The 19742-nt window shown below is 38.3% G+C and carries 21 protein-coding genes; all 21 read right to left on the bottom strand.

Annotated elements, in window-relative coordinates; genetic code table 11:
* Positions 1-2: 2 nt before the first annotated feature.
* On the bottom strand, positions 3-395 hold the full coding sequence (gene flgB, locus AC4G3L_RS10420) for a flagellar basal body rod protein FlgB (protein ID WP_491076885.1): 393 nt from the start codon (positions 393-395) through the stop codon (positions 3-5).
* A 672-nt stretch (positions 396-1067) separates the two neighbouring features.
* On the bottom strand, positions 1068-1844 hold the full coding sequence (gene codY / locus AC4G3L_RS10415; protein WP_491076884.1) for a GTP-sensing pleiotropic transcriptional regulator CodY: 777 nt from the start codon (positions 1842-1844) through the stop codon (positions 1068-1070).
* A gap of 134 nt (positions 1845-1978) precedes the next feature.
* The gene (gene hslU / locus AC4G3L_RS10410; RefSeq protein ID WP_491076883.1) at positions 1979-3394 is read right to left on the bottom strand and encodes an ATP-dependent protease ATPase subunit HslU; all 1416 of its coding nucleotides are present in this window, start codon (positions 3392-3394) and stop codon (positions 1979-1981) included.
* Positions 3395-3410: 16 nt separating this feature from the next.
* The gene (hslV, locus tag AC4G3L_RS10405) at positions 3411-3953 is read right to left on the bottom strand and encodes an ATP-dependent protease subunit HslV (RefSeq protein WP_491076882.1); all 543 of its coding nucleotides are present in this window, start codon (positions 3951-3953) and stop codon (positions 3411-3413) included.
* A 41-nt stretch (positions 3954-3994) separates the two neighbouring features.
* Positions 3995-4897: a tyrosine recombinase XerC gene (gene xerC, locus AC4G3L_RS10400; RefSeq protein WP_491077188.1), complete on the bottom strand. Its 903-nt coding sequence runs from the start codon at positions 4895-4897 to the stop codon at positions 3995-3997.
* A gap of 57 nt (positions 4898-4954) precedes the next feature.
* On the bottom strand, positions 4955-6259 hold the full coding sequence (trmFO, locus tag AC4G3L_RS10395; protein WP_491076881.1) for an FADH(2)-oxidizing methylenetetrahydrofolate--tRNA-(uracil(54)-C(5))-methyltransferase TrmFO: 1305 nt from the start codon (positions 6257-6259) through the stop codon (positions 4955-4957).
* 168 nt (positions 6260-6427) lie between these two features.
* Entirely contained in the window at positions 6428-8503 is a 2076-nt protein-coding gene (gene topA, locus AC4G3L_RS10390; protein WP_491076880.1) for a type I DNA topoisomerase, read from the bottom strand.
* 269 nt (positions 8504-8772) lie between these two features.
* Positions 8773-9642: a DNA-processing protein DprA gene (dprA, locus tag AC4G3L_RS10385; protein WP_491076879.1), complete on the bottom strand. Its 870-nt coding sequence runs from the start codon at positions 9640-9642 to the stop codon at positions 8773-8775.
* 77 nt (positions 9643-9719) lie between these two features.
* The gene (gene sucD, locus AC4G3L_RS10380; RefSeq protein WP_491076878.1) at positions 9720-10622 is read right to left on the bottom strand and encodes a succinate--CoA ligase subunit alpha; all 903 of its coding nucleotides are present in this window, start codon (positions 10620-10622) and stop codon (positions 9720-9722) included.
* An 18-nt stretch (positions 10623-10640) separates the two neighbouring features.
* Positions 10641-11801, bottom strand: a complete 1161-nt coding sequence (gene sucC, locus AC4G3L_RS10375; protein ID WP_491076877.1) for an ADP-forming succinate--CoA ligase subunit beta — start codon at positions 11799-11801, stop codon at positions 10641-10643.
* 265 nt (positions 11802-12066) lie between these two features.
* Positions 12067-12339 carry an EscU/YscU/HrcU family type III secretion system export apparatus switch protein gene (locus AC4G3L_RS10370; RefSeq protein WP_491076876.1) on the bottom strand — a complete coding sequence of 91 codons (273 nt, stop codon included), beginning with the start codon at positions 12337-12339 and terminating at the stop codon, positions 12067-12069.
* Positions 12336-13799, bottom strand: coding sequence for a hypothetical protein (locus AC4G3L_RS10365; RefSeq protein ID WP_491076875.1), 1464 nt, complete (start codon positions 13797-13799; stop codon positions 12336-12338). The genes AC4G3L_RS10370 and AC4G3L_RS10365 overlap by 4 nt, the downstream gene beginning before the upstream one ends.
* A 45-nt stretch (positions 13800-13844) precedes the next feature.
* Positions 13845-14618, bottom strand: a complete 774-nt coding sequence (gene rnhB / locus AC4G3L_RS10360; RefSeq protein ID WP_491076874.1) for a ribonuclease HII — start codon at positions 14616-14618, stop codon at positions 13845-13847.
* Between the two features lie 83 nt (positions 14619-14701).
* Complete coding sequence (ylqF, locus tag AC4G3L_RS10355; protein ID WP_491076873.1) at positions 14702-15565, bottom strand: ribosome biogenesis GTPase YlqF; 864 nt, start codon at positions 15563-15565, stop codon at positions 14702-14704.
* Positions 15566-15584: 19 nt separating this feature from the next.
* Positions 15585-16142 carry a signal peptidase I gene (gene lepB / locus AC4G3L_RS10350; protein ID WP_491076872.1) on the bottom strand — a complete coding sequence of 186 codons (558 nt, stop codon included), beginning with the start codon at positions 16140-16142 and terminating at the stop codon, positions 15585-15587.
* 141 nt (positions 16143-16283) lie between these two features.
* A complete protein-coding gene (gene rplS, locus AC4G3L_RS10345) occupies positions 16284-16628 on the bottom strand; it encodes a 50S ribosomal protein L19 (protein WP_491076871.1) in 345 nt (114 codons plus the stop codon).
* Positions 16629-16763: 135 nt separating this feature from the next.
* On the bottom strand, positions 16764-17504 hold the full coding sequence (gene trmD / locus AC4G3L_RS10340) for a tRNA (guanosine(37)-N1)-methyltransferase TrmD (protein ID WP_491076870.1): 741 nt from the start codon (positions 17502-17504) through the stop codon (positions 16764-16766).
* Entirely contained in the window at positions 17504-18022 is a 519-nt protein-coding gene (rimM, locus tag AC4G3L_RS10335; protein ID WP_491077187.1) for a ribosome maturation factor RimM, read from the bottom strand. The genes trmD and rimM overlap by 1 nt, the downstream gene beginning before the upstream one ends.
* Positions 18023-18038: 16 nt before the next feature.
* On the bottom strand, positions 18039-18425 hold the full coding sequence (locus AC4G3L_RS10330; RefSeq protein ID WP_491076869.1) for a YlqD family protein: 387 nt from the start codon (positions 18423-18425) through the stop codon (positions 18039-18041).
* Positions 18426-19137: 712 nt separating this feature from the next.
* Positions 19138-19368: a KH domain-containing protein gene (locus AC4G3L_RS10325; RefSeq protein WP_491076868.1), complete on the bottom strand. Its 231-nt coding sequence runs from the start codon at positions 19366-19368 to the stop codon at positions 19138-19140.
* Between the two features lie 14 nt (positions 19369-19382).
* Positions 19383-19655 carry a 30S ribosomal protein S16 gene (gene rpsP / locus AC4G3L_RS10320; RefSeq protein ID WP_491076867.1) on the bottom strand — a complete coding sequence of 91 codons (273 nt, stop codon included), beginning with the start codon at positions 19653-19655 and terminating at the stop codon, positions 19383-19385.
* Positions 19656-19742 lie beyond the last annotated feature (87 nt).

Genomic DNA, 19742 nt, shown 5'->3' with positions numbered 1-19742 from the left:
ACTTATTTACCTCCCCGTATAACACTCTGTAATGTTTGAAAATTGCCGTTAAGTCGCTCAACCAATGCGTTGTAATAGATTTGGTTAGTAGCCAGATCACTCATTTCACTGTCCATATCCACACTGTTCCCCGCACTATTGTAATTCGCGTTTTTACTGGTGACTTGTAAATCTATATTTTCTTTCTCTTTAAATTCAAAATGTTTGCTGTCAGTTTTAAATGATTGATCATTGATCTCTGTTGCTTGATTTAATACAGACTTAAAACTTACACTCTTCGCTTTATAATTAGGCGTGTCCACATTCGCAATATTCTGGGAGATTGCTTTCGATTTTAATGAAGAATAATTAAGCCCCTGTTCAAGTAAGCTGACAGTATTGGAAAATAACTTCATTATCTCACCCTTTCCATCATAAAAAGTCTTCTATGTTACTCATTTTAACGGCTGTACATTCTATATAATGGATAATTTTTCTATATACTACTCTATTCACTTATTTTCACCAGTATAATATTACATTTTTTTATTTTTATAGTACAAATATTACATTTTAGTCACATTTTTAAAATATATGTCATATTTTATATTAAAGAAAATATGTTAAAAATGATAAGTACAATAGTCCTATTTTGTTGAATAATTTTGGATTTTACGGTTTTTTGTCGATATTTCTTCTTTATATTTAGAAATTATTAGTATTTCTTATAAATAAAAAAACCAAAGTCTTTAAATTGACTTCGGTTTTACTAAAGAATTTTTTCTATATTTATGTTAGGTTCTTAGTACATTAATCAAATTTCAGCAGGAATAAATTCTTTTCCTCTTACTTAATATTTCGGGAGACAAAATAAGTTAATTCACATTATTACATAAGACTACGAAAGATATGCTCAGCTATACATGACTTCTCTAAAGGAATCCCATTAACAAATGCTTTGGACGTTAAGGGCTCTGGCCTGACAAATAATTGTGCAACCAGGTAAGACGGAACTCAGTCCATCTTATTAGTTCTCATAATAAAAAAACGAAGTCTAAGATTTGACTTCGTTTTTTATATTTTAAGTTTTAGCGTTTTAATGCTTCGAGCTCATTCAAAAATTTAGCATTCAGAACTTTAATATACGTACCTTTCATACCTAAAGATCGGGACTCGATAACACCGGCACTTTCTAATTTTCTTAATGCGTTAACAATAACTGAACGGGTAATTCCTACACGATCAGCAATCTTGGAAGCAACCAACAAACCTTCATTTCCTTTTAATTCCTCAAAAATATGCTCGATTGCTTCTAATTCACTGTAGGATAAAGAACTGATAGCCATTTGTACAACAGCTTTACTTCTTGCTTCTTCTTCAATTTCTTCTGCTTTTTCACGCAAAATTTCCATTCCAACCACTGTAGCGCCATATTCGCCAAGAATCAAATCATCGTCAGCAAATTTTTGTTCTACACGGGAAAGGATTAATGTACCCAGACGCTCGCCTCCGCCTACGATCGGTATAATAGTCGTCCAACCAGCCTTAAACAATTCTTTGTTTTCCACAGGGAACGCTGTATATTCGCTCTCAACATCAATATTGGAAGAGGTTTCTTTAATATTGAAAAGATTATTCGTATACTCTTCTGGAAATTGACGATCTTCAAGCATTTTCTTCATACGCTCATTTTCGATTTGCTGGTTTATTTGGAAACCAAGTAATTTCCCTCTACGGCTGACCACGAAGATATTCGCTTCAATGACTTCACTTAAGCTTTCAGCCATTTCTTTAAAGCTCACTTGCTTTCCACCTGTTTTTTGCAACATCGAGTTTATTTTTCTAGTCTTATTCAGTAAATCCATTTTTTTCTTCCTCCTATAATGTCTTCTTTTATGGGATATTTAATTAGTGTATTTGAGTGAACAGGATAAGGGAAAAGAGTAAAATGTAACTAATTAATTGTACCCTCGAGCAATAATCTGAAACATTTAACTATTTATAATATATACTCACTTAAGTTTTTATTTTTAGATATTGCACCCAGTTTTTCATCCACATACTGAGGAGTAATCGTAATTTTCCCCATCGTAATATCAGGCGCTTCAAATGATAAGTCTTCTAACAGCTTTTCCATAATAGTATGTAATCTTCTCGCTCCAATATTATCCGTGTTTTGGTTCACTTCAAAAGCAACCTCAGCTATCCTACGAATAGCTTCGTCTGAAAATTCAATTTGTATACCTTCTGTTTCTAATAATGCAATATATTGTTTAATTAACGCATTATCAGGTTCTATTAATACTTTATAAAAATCATCCACAGATAATTTTTTTAGCTCTACTCTGATTGGGAAACGGCCTTGCAGTTCAGGTATAAGGTCAGAAGGCTTCGCAATATGAAAAGCTCCTGCAGCAATAAATAATACATGATCGGTTTTAACAGTTCCATATTTCGTTACAACTGTTGAACCTTCTACAACAGGAAGTATGTCTCTTTGAACTCCTTCTCTCGATACATCAGCTGAAGAAGTCCCGCCGCTTTTACTTGCTACTTTATCGATTTCATCAATAAAGATAATACCAGTCTGCTCAGCTCTCTCAATAGCTACCTGAGTTACCTCATCCATATCGATTAATTTTTGCGCTTCTTCATTTGCCAAAACTTTACGCGCATCTTTAATAGCCATTTTTCTTTTTTTCTGTTTTTTAGGCAGCAGATTACTGAAAGCATCTTGCATATTCATACCCATTTGTTCCATACCAGATCCTTGAAGCATGTCGAACATAGAAGGGGGCTGTTCTTCTACCTCAATCGTAATCATATCTTCTTCCAACTCACCATTTAATAAACGTTCTTTTATTAATCTGCGTCTTTCGTAGATATTTCTTTCATCTTCCTGATTATCTTGATCAGTCGCATTGGAAGTATCCCCTGACGTACCAAAAATCATTTCAAGAGGGTTTTTAAAGGAAGAAGACTTTTTACCTGAAGGTACTAGCAATTCGACAATTCGAGTATTGGCATTTTCTAATGCTTTATCTTTCACTTCAAGCATTCTTTCTTCTTTTACAAGCCTTATGGACGTTTCAGCTAAATCACGCACCATGCTTTCCACATCACGCCCCACATAACCGACTTCTGTGAATTTAGTTGCTTCCACTTTAATAAAAGGCGCTTTTACTATCTTGGCTATTCTGCGAGCTATCTCTGTTTTACCAACACCAGTTGGTCCAATCATGAGAATGTTTTTAGGTACAACTTCATCACGCAGGGTTTCTTTTAAGAGACCGCGTCTATATCTGTTTCTCAACGCAATAGCCACCGCTTTTTTAGCATCCGCTTGCCCAATTATGTATTGGTCCAATTTCTCTACGATTTGTCTTGGTGTTAGATTTTTATTGTCCTGTTTCATTAGGATCCTCCTTTGTTTATAGCTCTTCCAAAATAATATTAGAATTCGTATATACACAAATTTCAGATGCAATTGTTAATGAAGCATGAGCAATTTCTCTCGCTGTCATACTTTCACCAGAAAATCGTTTTAAGGCACGGCCGGAGGAAAGCGCATAATTCCCGCCGGAACCAATTGCCAATATACCATCATCAGGCTCAATCACCTCTCCGGTACCGGAAATCAAAAGCATATTATCCCTGTCCATTACGATTAGCATAGCTTCAAGCTTACGTAAAACTTTATCACTTCTCCAGGATTTGGCGAGTTCAACCGCCGCACGTTGTAAGTTACCATTATATTCATGCAATTTGCTTTCGAACATTTCAAATAATGAAAAGGCATCTGCAACCGAACCTGCAAAACCGGCCAAAACTTTTCCATTGAATAATCTTCTTACTTTTTTTGCAGTGTGTTTCATTACAACAGAATTCCCCATTGTTACCTGGCCATCTCCGGCCATAGCGCATTCCCCATTATGTTGTACTGCAAAAATTGTAGTAGCATGAAATTGTTCCATAATACAACTCCCTCATTAAGATTAAGGCTACGAATATTTCTTTAAGCTCTTGGATGGCTGTTTCTATAAACTTCTCTTAGTCTTTCCTTACTGACATGCGTATAAACCTGTGTGGCTTGTATGCTTGAGTGTCCAAGCAATTCCTGCACAGAGCGTATATCCGCACCGCTATTCAAAAGATGTGTCGCAAAACTATGCCGTAACATATGTGGGTAAAGATGCTTGTTAACAGAAGCTTTATCAATGATATTGGACAAAATATACCGAACACCCCTTGGCGTTAAAGGGTTGCCTCTTTGATTAACAAACAGATACCCGTGAGATTGTGCTGCTTTTTTTAACAATTCATTTCTCGGACCATTAATATATTCCCATAATGCTTTTTTAGCATACTCACCAAAAGGAATATAACGGTCCTTCTTCCCCTTACCATGGGCAAGGACAGTCATGAGAGTAAAATCTAAATCACCCAGTTCTACGCTGCAGCATTCACTTACCCTCATGCCTGTTGCATATAAGAGTTCTAATAAAGCCAGATCTCGCTTACCTGAATCGGTAGTATGATCAATAGTTGAAAAAATAGCTTCCATCTCTTCTTCATACATAAACCGAGGCAGCCTCTGTTCTTTTTTTGGTAACGAAAGCATAGCAAATGGATTTTCGTCCACAATATTTTCCCTCATCAGAAACTTATAAAATGATCGTAAGCAAGAAATCTTCCTGCTGATGCTTCTTTTAGATAAATTACGTTCAGTGAGATTCGTAACATATAATCGAGCATCAGGATACGTGACTGCTTTTATATTTGAAATAACTTGCTCATTCATGAACAAAAAAAATTCCTCTATATCCTTTTGATAATATGCAATAGTATATTTTGAATAGTTTTTTTCGATTTGTAAATACTTTATATAAAATTCTAAAGAAGTTTCAATATTCAAAATAGCCACCCCTCACAGGTTACTAAATATTAACACACTATAGTAACCCTTGCAAATACTTTACAAACTATTCAAAAAGTTCCGAATTGTTTGTAATGCTCTTTCAGCATGTGCTTCCGCTCGCTCTTGCTTCGATCTAATCTTTCTGCCCAAGTCAGGGAATAAGCCAAAATTGGCATTCATCGGCTGAAAATTTTTGGCGTTTGTAGACGTGATATAGTGGGCCATGCTTCCCATTGCTGTTTCCTGAGGGAAGATTACTGGTTCCTGTCCTGAAGCGAGCCGTGCTGCATTGACTCCTGCAATCAGACCAGAAGCTGCCGATTCTACATATCCCTCAACACCGGTCATTTGTCCCGCAAAGAATAAATTAGGTTTAGCTTTTAATTGATAGGTAGCTGTCAAAACTTTAGGTGAATTGATAAAGGTATTTCTGTGCATAACACCATATCTCACAATTTCAGCATTTTCGAGTCCAGGGATCAATCTGATTACTTCTTTTTGCGGACCCCATTTCAAATGAGTTTGAAATCCAACAATATTATATAATGTTCCTGCTGCATCATCTTGACGAAGCTGAACAACCGCATATGGACGTTTACCCGTTTTCGGATCTTCCAGTCCAACCGGTTTCATCGGACCGAACAGCATTGTTTTCTTCCCACGTTTTGCCATTACTTCAATCGGCATGCATCCTTCAAAGAAAATTTCCTTTTCAAATTCTTTCAATGGAACAGTCTCCGCTTCAATTAGCGCTTCATAAAAAGTATTGAATTCTTCTTCTGTCATCGGGCAATTTAAATAAGCTGCTTCCCCTTTATCATATCTTGATTTCAAATACACTTTGTTTAAATCAATGCTATCTTTTTCTATAATTGGAGCCGCCGCATCATAAAAATAGAAGTAATCCTCACCGGTTAATTGACTGATTTCTTTTGATAACAGTTCACTAGTTAGGGGACCTGTTGCAATAATGGTTATTTCATCATTGGGTATTTCAGTTAATTCCTCATTGTGAATGGTCACATTCGGATGATTTTTTAATGTATCAGTTACTTTGCCCGCAAATTCATGTCGGTCAACGGCAAGGGCCCCTCCAGCTGGTACAGAACAATAATCAGCGGAATTTATAATGATTGAGTTTAATTGGCGCATCTCTTCTTTTAATACTCCAACCGCATTTGTTAAAGTATTAGCACGCAAAGAGTTACTGCAAACCAATTCAGCAAACTTGTCCGTATGGTGTGCCGGAGTTTGTTTCACGGGTCTCATCTCATATAAATCAACCTTTATACCTCTCTCAGCCAATTGCCAGGCTGCTTCACTTCCTGCTAATCCGGCACCAACTACTATTACTCTTTTCATTTATGTATACCCTCCAGCTATGTTTATTACTTAACTCTTAAATTCATGTAACAGATTTATGGAAATCTGTGATATTTGTTATACGTTTTTGTTACGAAAAAGTTTCAGGAATCCCTTTACCTCTTACTTAAGGATAAGAAGGAAGAGCCTTTATTAGCCCTTCCCTCTTTAACTCTGTGGTTCTTCCTTATATTCGCAATTAATACATTGAACCTGTACGCCTTTTTTTAGTTTTTTCTCAACCAGCGGTCCCTCACAATTAGGACAAGATCTTTGAAGCGGCTTATCCCATGAAACGAAATCACAGGCAGGATATTGATCACAGCCATAAAAGATACGTCGTTTTTTGCTTTTTCGTTCGACAATATTACCTGCATCGCATTTCGGACATTTTACACCGATGTCTTTGACGATTGGCTTCGTATTCCGGCAATCAGGGAAATTACTACACGCCGCAAACTTGCCGTATCTACCCATTTTGTACACCATGGGTGATCCACATTCTTCACATGTTTCGCCAGTTGGTTCATCCTTTATTTCGATTTCTTTCATTTCTTCCTCAGCTTTGGCTAAATCTTTCTCGAATTCTTTATAGAAATGATCGATAATATTGACCCATTCAACTTCCCCATCTTCTACACTATCGAGTTCATTTTCCATTTTAGCCGTGAATTCCACATCCAGGATGTCTGGGAAAAATTCACTCATGACCTCGACTATTATCTCGCCAAGCTCTGTCGGAATAAAACGTTTATTATCTAAAGCTACATAGCCTCTTTTTTGTATAGTGTCAAGGGTTGGTGCATAAGTTGATGGCCTGCCGATTCCTAATTCCTCAAGTGTTTTAACCAGCCTTGCTTCTGTATAACGAGGAGGCGGCTGAGTGAAATGCTGATTTGACTGGATATCTTTCGAGTATACAGTATCCCCTTCTTTCAAATCAGGCAGTAAATTTTCTTTTTCTTCATTATTATCATCATTGCCTTCAATATATACTTTCATAAAACCGGCAAATTTTACTTTTGACCCATTTGCTCTGAATACGACATCACCATTTTTTAAATCTACAGCCATAGTATCCATAATAGCAATCGCCATCTGGCTGGCAACAAACCGTTCCCATATTAGTTTATATAAACGGAATTGATCCTTAGAAAGATATTGCTTCATCACGGAAGGTTCTCTGACCACACCGGTCGGCCGCACTGCCTCATGGGCATCCTGCGCTCCAGTTGTCTGCTTATCCTTCCTCTGGGTACTTGGAAGATAATCTTCACCGAACTTAGACTTAATCCATTCTTTCGCCTCATTTTGTGCAGTCTCAGAAACCCTTGTAGAGTCAGTTCTCATATACGTGATTAAACCGACAGTTCCTTCTTTACCAACCTCAATACCTTCATACAGTTGCTGAGCGATCATCATCGTTTTCTTTGCTCTGAAATTAAGTTTACGAGCTGCTTCCTGTTGCAGGGACGAAGTTGTAAACGGAGGTGCGGGATTACGTTTTCGCTCCTTCTTAGTTACCGATTGCACTAAGTATTCGTTTCCATTAACTTTTGAAAGTACATTCTGAACATCTTCTTTTGACTGCAATGGAACTTTCTTTCCATTGATTGAATGAAAGTTAGCTTCAAAATCCTTTTTTCCTTTCAGAAACGATCCATTGATGGACCAGTATTCTTCCGGTTTAAAGGCCTCAATTTCTTTTTCACGATCCATAATTAGACGTACAGCAACGGATTGCACACGGCCGGCACTTAAGCCTTTCTTTATTTTTTTCCAAAGAATTGGGCTAATGCTGTACCCCACAATACGGTCTAATACTCTTCTCGCTTGCTGAGCATCAACCAAATTCATTTTAATTGGTCTTGGATGTTTAAATGACTCTTTAATTGCGTCTTTCGTTATTTCATTGAATACAACACGACAATCAGAGCTTACATCCACGCCGAGGCTGTGAGCCAAATGCCATGCGATTGCTTCCCCTTCTCTGTCGGGGTCAGCTGCGAGATAGACTTTCTTAGCTTTTTTTGCGGCTGTCTTTAATTCTTTTAGTACATCACCTTTACCGCGGATAGTGATATATTTTAATTGATAATTTTTTTCAAAATCTACACCCATCTGGCTCTTCGGTAAATCACGTACATGACCCATGGATGCTTTAACTTTATATTTTTTTCCTAAATATTTTTCAATGGTTTTCGCTTTAGCAGGCGATTCCACTATAACTAAATAATCCGCCATTTCTTTCCTCCTTAAGAGGGTATCATTCTCTATATTTATGCATGTATGATTATGAAGGTATTGATTTACATCTGTCAATGGTATGTTTATAAGGATTTTAAACTATTGACAACAATCAATATAATCTGAATACTCCTCGTGACTCAAAAAACCTTGTCTGATGCACAATGTATAACAGAAATCATAAATTTGCAACTTAAATAGTTTTTTATGAGATAGCTAAAAATGATTATCTTCATTCATACATGTCATCAGAGACCTCAAGGCCATCACCACTCGTAGAGAATATCATTAGCATGATTGATTAATTTGGCGCCTTCTTTTATCAATTCATGCGGGCCGGCAGACAGTTCAGAAAACACACTTCCAGGAACTGCATAAATATCTTTTCCCTGTTCCAAACCATGTTGAATTGTGATGAATGTCCCGCTTCTTTGTTTCCCCTCTACCACTAATATAGCCCTTGATAATCCGCTGATAATTCGGTTTCTCATTGGAAAATGCCAGGGTTCCGGTTTCATGATGGGTGGATATTCAGATAGTACGATCCCATTTTTCACAATTGAATTGGCAAGTGCTGTATTTTCTTTTGGGTATATATTGAAAAGCCCTCCACCAATAACAGCAATAACCTTTCCGCCACTTTGCAGTGCCTTAAACTGTGCAAGAGAATCGATCCCTCTTGCCAACCCACTTACAATACATACATCAGCCTTAACTAAATCCGGAATCAGATAGTTCACCATCTTTTTTCCATAATCCGTAGGGGCACGGCTACCTATTATGGCTAATATTCTGGAATTATGCAAGAGCTGAGGATTTCCCTTACAGTATAAAACCCACGGCTGCTGATAAATAACGGAAAGTTGACGGGGATATAAATGGTCCAGAAATGTAATACAGTGAATGTGGTTTTTTTCATAAATAGAAGGCATTTTTTGAAGGTCTTTATTTTGGAGGTCTTTTATAAATAAAGATGTTTTCGAAGAGGGTAACTCCAGTGTTTCCTTCCAATATCTGAACGGCTGGTCATACATTTTTCGGAGATTTGGATCATTTTTTAATATACGATATTTGGCCTTCCAACTTACACCCCGACAATGGTCAAGATGTACAAGTCTGTTCTTCCATTCATCCATAACAGTTTCACCTCATATTTTTTTGAAATATATAGACGCTCCCCTTAATTAGGATAAGGGGAGGCTGTCTTGATAAATTAATGAGTTTTACACTGATCGTAAAGCCCTTTTTCTTTTAGTTCACGCAACATAGTTTCGCCCATTACAGCCGGAGTTTCTGCCACTTTTATGCCGCATTCATTCATCACACGGATTTTTTCATCGGCAGTCCCTTTTCCACCCGAAATAATGGCACCCGCATGGCCCATTCGTTTTCCTGGAGGAGCAGTGCGACCCCCGATAAACCCTGTAACAGGTTTTGTCATATTTTCTTTGACCCATTGCGCTGCTTCTTCTTCAGCTGTACCACCTATTTCACCAATCATAATAACCGCATACGTTTCTGGATCTTCATTAAAAGCTTTTAAAACATCAATGAAATCTGTTCCATTGACAGGGTCTCCGCCAATACCGACCGCTGAAGACTGTCCAAAGCCTGCCTGAGTTAATTGGTGCACGGCTTCATAAGTTAATGTACCAGAGCGGGAAACGACGCCTATATGCCCTTTTTTGTGAATATAACCAGGCATGATTCCTACCTTGCATTCCTCCGGAGTAATTACTCCCGGACAGTTTGGCCCAATCAGACGTGTTTTCTTACCTTCCATATACCGTTTTACCTTCACCATATCCAACACAGGAATATGTTCGGTAATACAGATGACAAGATCTAATTCCGCATCAACTGCTTCAAGAATGGAGTCAGCTGCAAAAGGGGCCGGAACATAGATAACGGAAACATTGGCACCTGTTGCTTTTTTTGCTTCAATTACAGTATTAAATACAGGAACACCTTCAGCTTCCGTACCACCTTTACCAGGTGTTACACCGCCTACAATTTTAGTACCATATTCAAGCATTTGCTGTGTATGAAAACGGGCCGTAGAGCCAGTAATACCTTGTACAATTACTTTTGAATCTTTATTAACAAATACACTCATTTCATTTATCCTCCAGTCTTAGCCTATTAACGAAACGATTTTTTGTGCACCATCAGCCATTGATTCTGCCGCTGTGACATTAATACCAGATTCCTCTAATATCTTTTTGCCAAGTTCCACATTCGTTCCTTCCAAACGTACTACCAGCGGAACCTGCAAGCCAATTTGCTTGGCTGCTTCGACAACACCCTCTGCAATAACGTCACATTTCATTATGCCGCCAAATATATTTACAAAAATCCCTTTAACATGGCTGTCTGAAAGGATAATTTTAAATGCTTCTGTAACTTTTTCAGCCGTAGCACTGCCTCCAACATCCAGGAAGTTTGCAGGAGTCCCGCCATAGTGATTTATAATATCCATTGTGGACATAGCAAGCCCTGCACCGTTAACCATACAGCCAATATTCCCATCAAGAGAAATATAGCTTAAATCATATTTCGAAGCTTCAATTTCTTTTGGATCCTCTTCTTCAATATCACGGTATGCGACAATATCCTTATGGCGATAAAGAGCATTCTCGTCGAAATTCAGCTTAGCATCCAAAGCCATTACTTCACCGTCACCTGTGATAACCAAAGGATTGATTTCAGCTATGGAACAATCTTTTTCGATGAACGCAGTATAAAGACCATCCATAAATTTAACTGCTTTATTGATTAATTCTTTTGGTATATTAATATTAAAAGCTATTCTTCTAGCTTGGAATGGAGTCAATCCGATTAAAGGATCAATAACTTCCTTGAAGATTTTTTCCGGTGTCTTTTCAGCAACTTCCTCAATTTCAGTTCCACCTTCTTCAGAAGCCATTAACACGACTCTTGAAGTGGTTCTGTCAAGAACAAGACCAATATAGTATTCTTTCTTAATATCGCACCCTTCTTCAATAAGTAAGCGTTTTACTTCTTTGCCGTCAGGACCTGTTTGATGTGTCACCAATACTTTGCCGAGTATTTCACCAGCATATGTACGAACCTCATCCAGCGATTTGGCAACCTTGACGCCACCAGCTTTCCCTCTTCCTCCCGCATGGATTTGCGCTTTTACAACAGTAACTGCAGTTCCCAGTTCACTTGCCGCATTTACCGCTTCCTCTACTGAAAAAGCAACTTTTCCATTAGGAACCTTTACCCCGTATTGTCTGAGGATCTCTTTACCTTGATACTCATGGATATTCATTTCTTATCCTCCCATCAAAACTTTCAGACTATAAAAACTATATTGCGTTTTCATTGTATTAAAACTAGTATTCAAAGTCCAATAATTTAAAGCGTTTTCTCCAAATATCGGTAATTTTTTTACCTACTATTACATCAATTAAATTAAAAAGCATACTAAATAAAGGCTGCAATTCCTCTTCATCAGCCCTTATTTAGCATGCCTCACTGAAATTTCCATAAATCTCTTCAACCTTCTAACAGATTTATATTTTGATAAAATTCCATTATTTGATATCTACTTTTTGATCTATTTTGTAAACAAAGGCAAAAACCTCAGCTACGGCCTGATATAACTCCTCAGGTATGGATTGATTAATCTCAAGTTGTGACAGTAACTCTGTAAGACTGGGATCCTTCCGAATTGGAATTTGATATTTTTCAGCTTCCTTTACAATCTGATCCGCTATAATCCCTTTTCCCTTAGCTATTAATTTTGGAGATACATCCTGATTTTCCTCATACTTTAAAACAGAGGCAGTTCTTCTGCTTGTCGTCATATTTTATAATCCACTCCGATATATCCTGATGCAGGATACTTTGGTTTGTCCATATCCAAATTTGTGGTCTTTCTTTGTGTGAAATCGTCTATTTTTACCGTCGATAACAAATAGCCCTTCTCCGCCAGATTTTCCTTTAATATGGGCAAAAGGGAATTCAAAGCTCCATTAGCTTCTTCTTGCTTAACAGTCCATATCTTCAAACTAATGACCCTGTTCTGGATGTTCATATCGATAACGGTATCTTTTAAGTGTAGCAGCTCCAAATAAAATACAATTTTGCAATAAGCAGGATCAATCGTCCCATCTTCACGCTTTCGTCCAGTCCATTGTAAAGTTACATCATTTTCAACTGCAGGAAATGGTACAGGAATCTGCATAAATACATTCTGTAATGGCCCAGTTTCCTGTGATACTAATTGAAATGCGGCTAATCTTGTGAGAATATTCTCAGCCTGATTTTTTAGCTGTATGGGTGTATTTTCAGTCATTAATTGCAGTAATATGTCTTTTAACATACCTGTCCCTTGCTGTTCCGATTGATTCTTTACTCCACCTATTCCCAGTGATTGCATGATAGAATTCAACACTTTGTATAATGTATTGTCTTTATCGAGACTGAGATGACTGAACATATCATTGTTTAAAATTTTCCCCTGGACCTTTACCCATTCTTCAGCTGTTAATTCAGGCGGTCGATTGCTAACCCCCTTATTAACTCTTTCAATCCATTCCTGCAATCTATTAGGGCCTTCATTTGATGCAAATGCTTGTCCTTCTTTAAAATATACTCCTGCTTTTTGAATCAGTTCCACATCTTCATCCGAAAAGCTCAAGGCTATTTTTTGAAAGACTTCACTTTTACCTGTTTGAAGAATATCGTCTACCATTTTTGCCATGTGAGTGAATTTGCCAGATTCAGAATTAACCTTAAGTTGTTCATACAATGATTCAAGCATACTAGTTAGCGGTTTTCCTGTTTGCAGGGATAGAAGTGCATCTAATGCGGTTTTATGAACCGGCAGCTGATTCATAAATGCCAATTTAGCTACCGGTAATCCACTGGATGGATTCTCTAATGTATTCAACCAATTTAGTGCAGTCGTAAAACTTTCCTTCGTAACAGCCATCTGATTGGAAGCCACCATTTCAGCCAGTTCTGAACCAAGCTTTGAATTTTTTACTTGGAATAAATTTAATAGTTGATTCGGCAAATCATTTTTGGATCCTCCACTCCCTGATGGCACAACCTTGAGTTGAACCAATCCGTTTTCAAGAAGACTGGCCTGAAACAAATAGCGTACATGGGCTTCAACCGGCACTTCCATTTTTGCCATTAACTTGGTCCCATTCACCACCACTTCCGCCATTTGGTGAGGATAAAATTTTGTTATCTTACCGGCGAATATTTGACCATCGCGAAAACCCGATGATACTTTGCTATACTCGAGTTTGTTCATCCATGACTCTATGTTCATGACAGGCTGCAAAACATCACACCTCTCTCAGTTCTGTTTATCTTTTAAAGGAGCAAATGTCATCCTGTGCCAATCAACCGGTCCATACTTTTCTATTGCTTCCAGATGACTGCTCGTGCCATATCCCATATGCTTTTCAAAACCATACTGCGGGTAAATCTGCGCATATTCTTTCATGAGCCTATCTCTCGTTTCTTTGGCAATTACTGAAGCCGCTGCAATGGAGATGGATTTAGCATCTCCTTTAATTAACGATATTTGCGGGATTGGCAATTCCAATTCCATCGCATCAATCAAGGCATAATCGGGGAATACTCTTAACTGATTTACTGCGGAAAGCATCGCCTTTTTTGCTGCCTGATATATATTTATTTCATCTATTTCTTGACTGTGGATAATACCAACTCCGACTGCAAGCGCCTTTTCCTGTATGTACTCAAAGTACTGCTCCCTTTTTGCTACAGAGAGTTGTTTGGAATCGTTGAGTCCAGGTAAATAGAACTTTTCAGGCAAGATAACAGCTCCTGCTACTACAGGACCCGCAAGCGGCCCACGCCCAGCCTCATCTATACCTACGATATATTTATATCCTTCTTCTCTTAATTGGCTCTCATAGACGGATATAGACTCGAAATGACGTCTTTCTGCTTCCTTTCTTGCTATCGACTTTTCAAAGACTGACAGAGCTGCCTGAACACCTTTACGATTATCCTGGCGGCATTCCTCAATGAAGGGATCCTCCATAGTTTGTATCTCCATCAATCTATTTTTTATTTCTGATATCGTAAGTAAATTCTTCATTACCCCAGTTTCCTTCCTAGTTATTATCGGTTTATCCAAGCAAATGTAAAGACCCCCATTTCAGGGGGTCTACAATTTATTTATTATACATCAGTTTCCAGATCAGATGGAGATTCAAACGTTAATCTTCCAAATTTTTGTGTACGGATGTCTCTTATAATCAATTCAGCTGTTTTGTCATAATCGACCAAACCGCCCCCTGCTAAACATCCACGGAATTTTCCAATATGGTCAAAGGCCTCCACAATTTCTTCCGGGATTGCATCAAGCTTATACCCTTCCTGCAAACGCGCAGGATAATCCCGTTCCAGGAATTTCAATCCATAGATGGCAATATCATGGAGATTCAGGATTGTATCCTTAATAGCACCCGTTATAGCCAGTTTATAACCTACTTGCTGATCCTCAAACTTTGGCCATAAGATTCCCGGCGTGTCCAATAGTTCAAGTTCCTTACCAACTTTGATCCATTGCTGCGCTTTTGTGACACCTGGCATATTTCCTGTTTTAGCAATATTTTTTCCTGCAAGCCTATTGATTAAAGTAGACTTACCTACATTCGGAATTCCGACAATCATCGCTCGGATTGCACGTGGTTTTATACCTCTTGATTTCATTTTTTCTATTTTTTCTCTCAGCACTTCTTGAGTTCCAGCCATAATGCTTTTCAAGCCGGTTCCCTGATGTGCATTTACCGCCACTGCTTTAATTCCTTTAGCTTCAAAATAGGCCAACCATTGATTTGTTTTACTTTGATCTGCCATATCAGCTTTATTTAAAATAACCAGCCGCGGTTTGTGCTGGATGATTTCATCAATCATCGGATTTCTTGATGATTGAGGTAGCCTTGCATCCACCAACTCAAATATAATATCAACAAGCTTTAATTTTTCTGTTACTTGACGTCGGGCTTTCGCCATATGCCCGGGAAACCATTGTATAGTCATACCTTCACCTTTTCAGTCTTTAGTCAGCAATTCTAAATTCATTTAACGGCCAGTACACAAGACTGGTTTTGCCTAGAATTTCACTTTGCTTTATCGTTCCAATATGGCGGCTATCTTTAGAATATCTGCGATTATCCCCCATTACAAACACTTCACCTTCAGGGACGGTCTCACGGCCAATAATTTCTTCCAGTGTAAACGGTTCAGTTAAAGGTCCGTCAATAACTTGTTCCTTTGCCTCATTCAAATAAGGCTCCTCATAAGCCTTTCCATTAATATAAAGCGTATCATCTTTATATTCTATTTTATCACCAGGTAAACCAATTACTCTTTTAATGTAATCTTTTTCTTCTGTGGCATGAAAAACGACTATATCAAATCGCTCAGGTTCACCGATTTTATAGGATAATTTATTGACTACCATTCTATTTTCATTATGCAGCGTTGGCATCATCGATAAACCATCAACCAATATAGGTGCAAATAGGAAGTATCGGATAACTGCTGCCAATACAACAGCTATAACTAAAGCTTTAATCCACTCAAAGATCTCATTTTTCCCTTTAGATTTACCCATTTTCGAAACACCGCCTATATCTTTCCTTTATGTATAAATATATACATTTCACATCAAAAATCAATAATTTTATATATATAATGTGAAAAAGGAGCTTGTGCAAGCACAAGCTCCCTGTATCCACTCACGTTACACACGTAATTATCGGATTTCTTTAATACGCGCTGCTTTACCGCGTAGGTTACGCAAGTAATAAAGCTTAGCACGACGTACTTTACCGCGACGGATAACTTCCAATTTAGCGATACGTGGTGTGTGCATTGGGAATGCACGTTCAACACCTACACCATAGGAAATTTTGCGGACTGTGAAAGTTTCACTGATTCCGCCTCCGCGACGCTTAATTACTACGCCTTCGTATACCTGAATACGTTCACGAGTTCCCTCAACAACCTTAACGTGTACTCTTACAGTATCACCGGCACGGAAAGAAGGAAGATCCGTTCTTAATTGATCCTTCGTGATTTCTTCGATTAATTTATGCATCGTATTCAACTCCTTCCACCCAATGCTCTTATCAGCCCTTTAAGATCATGACAGCGGAACATTGTTATAAAGAGAAAAGGCTTTATACCCTAACTCACAAACAGTATCTTATCACATAAAACACCTGATTTGCAACTATCTATCTTCACTTTTTATTTCTTCCAGCCATTTTTTTTCTACTTCAGATAACTCATAATGCTCCAATAGATCAGGACGTCTTTGCCAAGTTCTGCGCAGAGATTCTTTTTTTCTCCATTCATCAATATATTTATGATTACCCGATACAAGAACATCTGGTACCTTCATTCCGCGAAAATCAGCTGGGCGGGTATAATGGGGATGCTCAAGAAGACCTGAACTAAATGAGTCCAGTACCGGTGAATCCTCATTGCCCAGAACTCCAGGCAAGAGACGAACAACACTATCAATGATCACCATGGCTCCAAGCTCTCCGCCGGTTAATACGAAATCACCGATTGATATTTCATCAGTCACGGCATATTCTCTAATCCGCTCGTCATACCCTTCATAATGTCCGCATACAAAAATAAGCTGATCTTCCTTCGCCAGCTCTTCCGCCTTGGCTTGGGTGTAGCGTTCCCCTTGTGGACATAGAAGGATAACCCGTGGCTTCTTCTCCTGCTCTTCCGGGGTGATTTTTTCTAAGCAATCGAAAATCGGCTGAGGCTTCAAAACCATCCCAGCTCCGCCGCCATATGGATAATCATCTACAGATTGATGCTTGTTATCAGAGTAGTCCCGAAAATTATGTGTATGATATTCCACTGCTTTTTTTTCAGCAGCCTTCTTAAGGATGGAAGATCCAAAGACACCACTGAACATTTCCGGGAATAATGTAAGGATATCAATTCTCATTACTCCAGCAGTCCTTCCATGGGATCAATCGTAATCATTTTAGTATCTACATCAATTTCTTTTACGACATCATCGATATAAGGAATTAAAACTTCTTTACCGCTTTTTCCTTGGATGACCCATACATCATTCGCGCCCGGTGAAAGAATTTCTTTTACCACACCGATTTCGGTACCATCTGCAGTACACACCGTACATCCAATGATTTCATGGTAATAATACTCTCCTTCATCAAGGCTGCTCATTTGTTCCTCGGTAATTTTTAGAACTCCCTCTTTATAAGCTTCTACCGCTTCTATCGTGTCATGACCGGCAAACGTCAACAAATAAAAGTTCTTGTGTTGCCTTGAAGATTGCACAGTAACTTCAATCGGTTGATCAGAATTCTTTTTGAAGATATATAATGTGCTTCCCTTCTTATATCGTTCTTCCGGAAAATCTGTACTTGAAACAATTCTTACCTCACCTTTAATTCCGTGAGTATTGACAATCTTCCCAACTTTAAACCACTTTTGCATTTCTTTCTGTTCACCTCTATTTAAATTCATCAATGATGCCATCTTTTATGATGATTGTTTTAGTTTGTACAACTTCTTCCCAATTTTGCCCTACTTCAATATCAATTATCGACTGAACTTCACGTTCCTTCAATTCACTTCCATAAGGAAGAATATCAAGCTGTTGTATTTGAAAGTCGAGCAACTTCACCTTTTCTTTGCGTATATCAATTTCTTTCTCAAAATGAGTTATTAAACTAGCTGGCTGGAATTTCTTTGTTTTTTCCAATTTTTTTAATTCAAAACGCAACTGATCACATTCTTTATTCAGCACGTTTTTTTTAGATTCAAATTGCTCCAGCAGCTGCTGCTTGCTCTTTTCTGTCAATACCTGTTTCACTATAACATTTTGAAGTATTTTCATTACGGCACCTCTTTCCTACATACCAATCAACCTATTTTAGTACGGCACTAAAGGAATCGTAAAAACTGTCCATTATAAGCATCATTATAGTTACTTTCTTTTGCGGTAATATGTATGGATGTCTCCACTTAAAAATCAAACAAATCCCCATCAGCATTCCTAAGTTAATACTATCCCGAAACCACCTAAAAAGACAACAAAAAGCTGAAAGAGCTCGTTCAGGAGTGAGGAGCATAAGACAGAGGCTCGAAAGGGGGATTTTCCCTGTAGAGGCTATGCTTATGTCCCGAACTCCTAGCTCTTGAAGCTAGATTGAACAAAAAGCTGAAGGGCCTCGCCCAGAAGCGAGGAGCATAAGACAAAGGCTCGGAGGGGACGGTCTCCCCCGTAGAGGTTTTGCTTATGTCCTGAGCTTCTAGGAGGCCCTGAAGCTGGATTGAACAAAAAGCTGAAAGAGCTCGTCTTAAGGAACGAAGACTAAGATCGCCACTTCCTGTGGCAACGTCTTCGTGACCTACATCCTGTTGGCCTCCGAAAAGCATAAGACGAATACTCGAAGGGTGGTCTTCTCCCGTAGAGTATTTGCTTATGACTCGAGGGCCTAGGAGTTGAAGCTAGATTAGACAAAAAGCTGAAGGGCCTCGTTTTAAGGAACGAAGACCAAAGATTCATGAGTATATAAGAAAAAGGAGGGATTGCTCCCTCCTTTTTTTCAATCGCGTATTTCCAGATAGACTTTTTTGTCATTCTTGGATGCAGCGGTATACACTACTGTTCGAATAGCTTTAGCTACGCGCCCCTGCTTGCCAATTATTTTACCCATGTCATTTTGATTGACTGAAAGGGCATAAACAATCTTACTGGCTTGTTCATCCATTGATACGGTCACGTCATCCGGATGATCGACAAGAGGCTTTACGATTGTTTCAATCAGTTCTATCATAACGGACCTTTATATTACTTGCTTTGCTTCGCGTTGTGGAATTTTTCCATGATGCCTTCTTTAGACAACAAGTTACGAACTGTGTCAGATGGTTTAGCACCATTTTGAAGCCATTGTAGAGTAAGTTCCTCGTCAATTTTCACTTCAGCTGGGTTTACAACCGGGTTGTAAGTTCCAACAGTTTCAATGAAACGACCGTCACGAGGAGAACGAGAATCTGCTACTACAATACGATAGAAAGGGGACTTTTTAGCACCCATACGTTTTAAACGAATTTTTACTGCCATTTTATACTTGCACCTCCGAATAGTATCACACAAGATAGTATATTACCAAATCTATATACCCTTGTAAAGTGTTTTTTCTTAACACCT

The sequence above is a fragment of the Bacillus sp. z33 genome (assembly GCF_058313615.1).
This window is presented reverse-complemented; position numbering and strand designations above follow the sequence as displayed.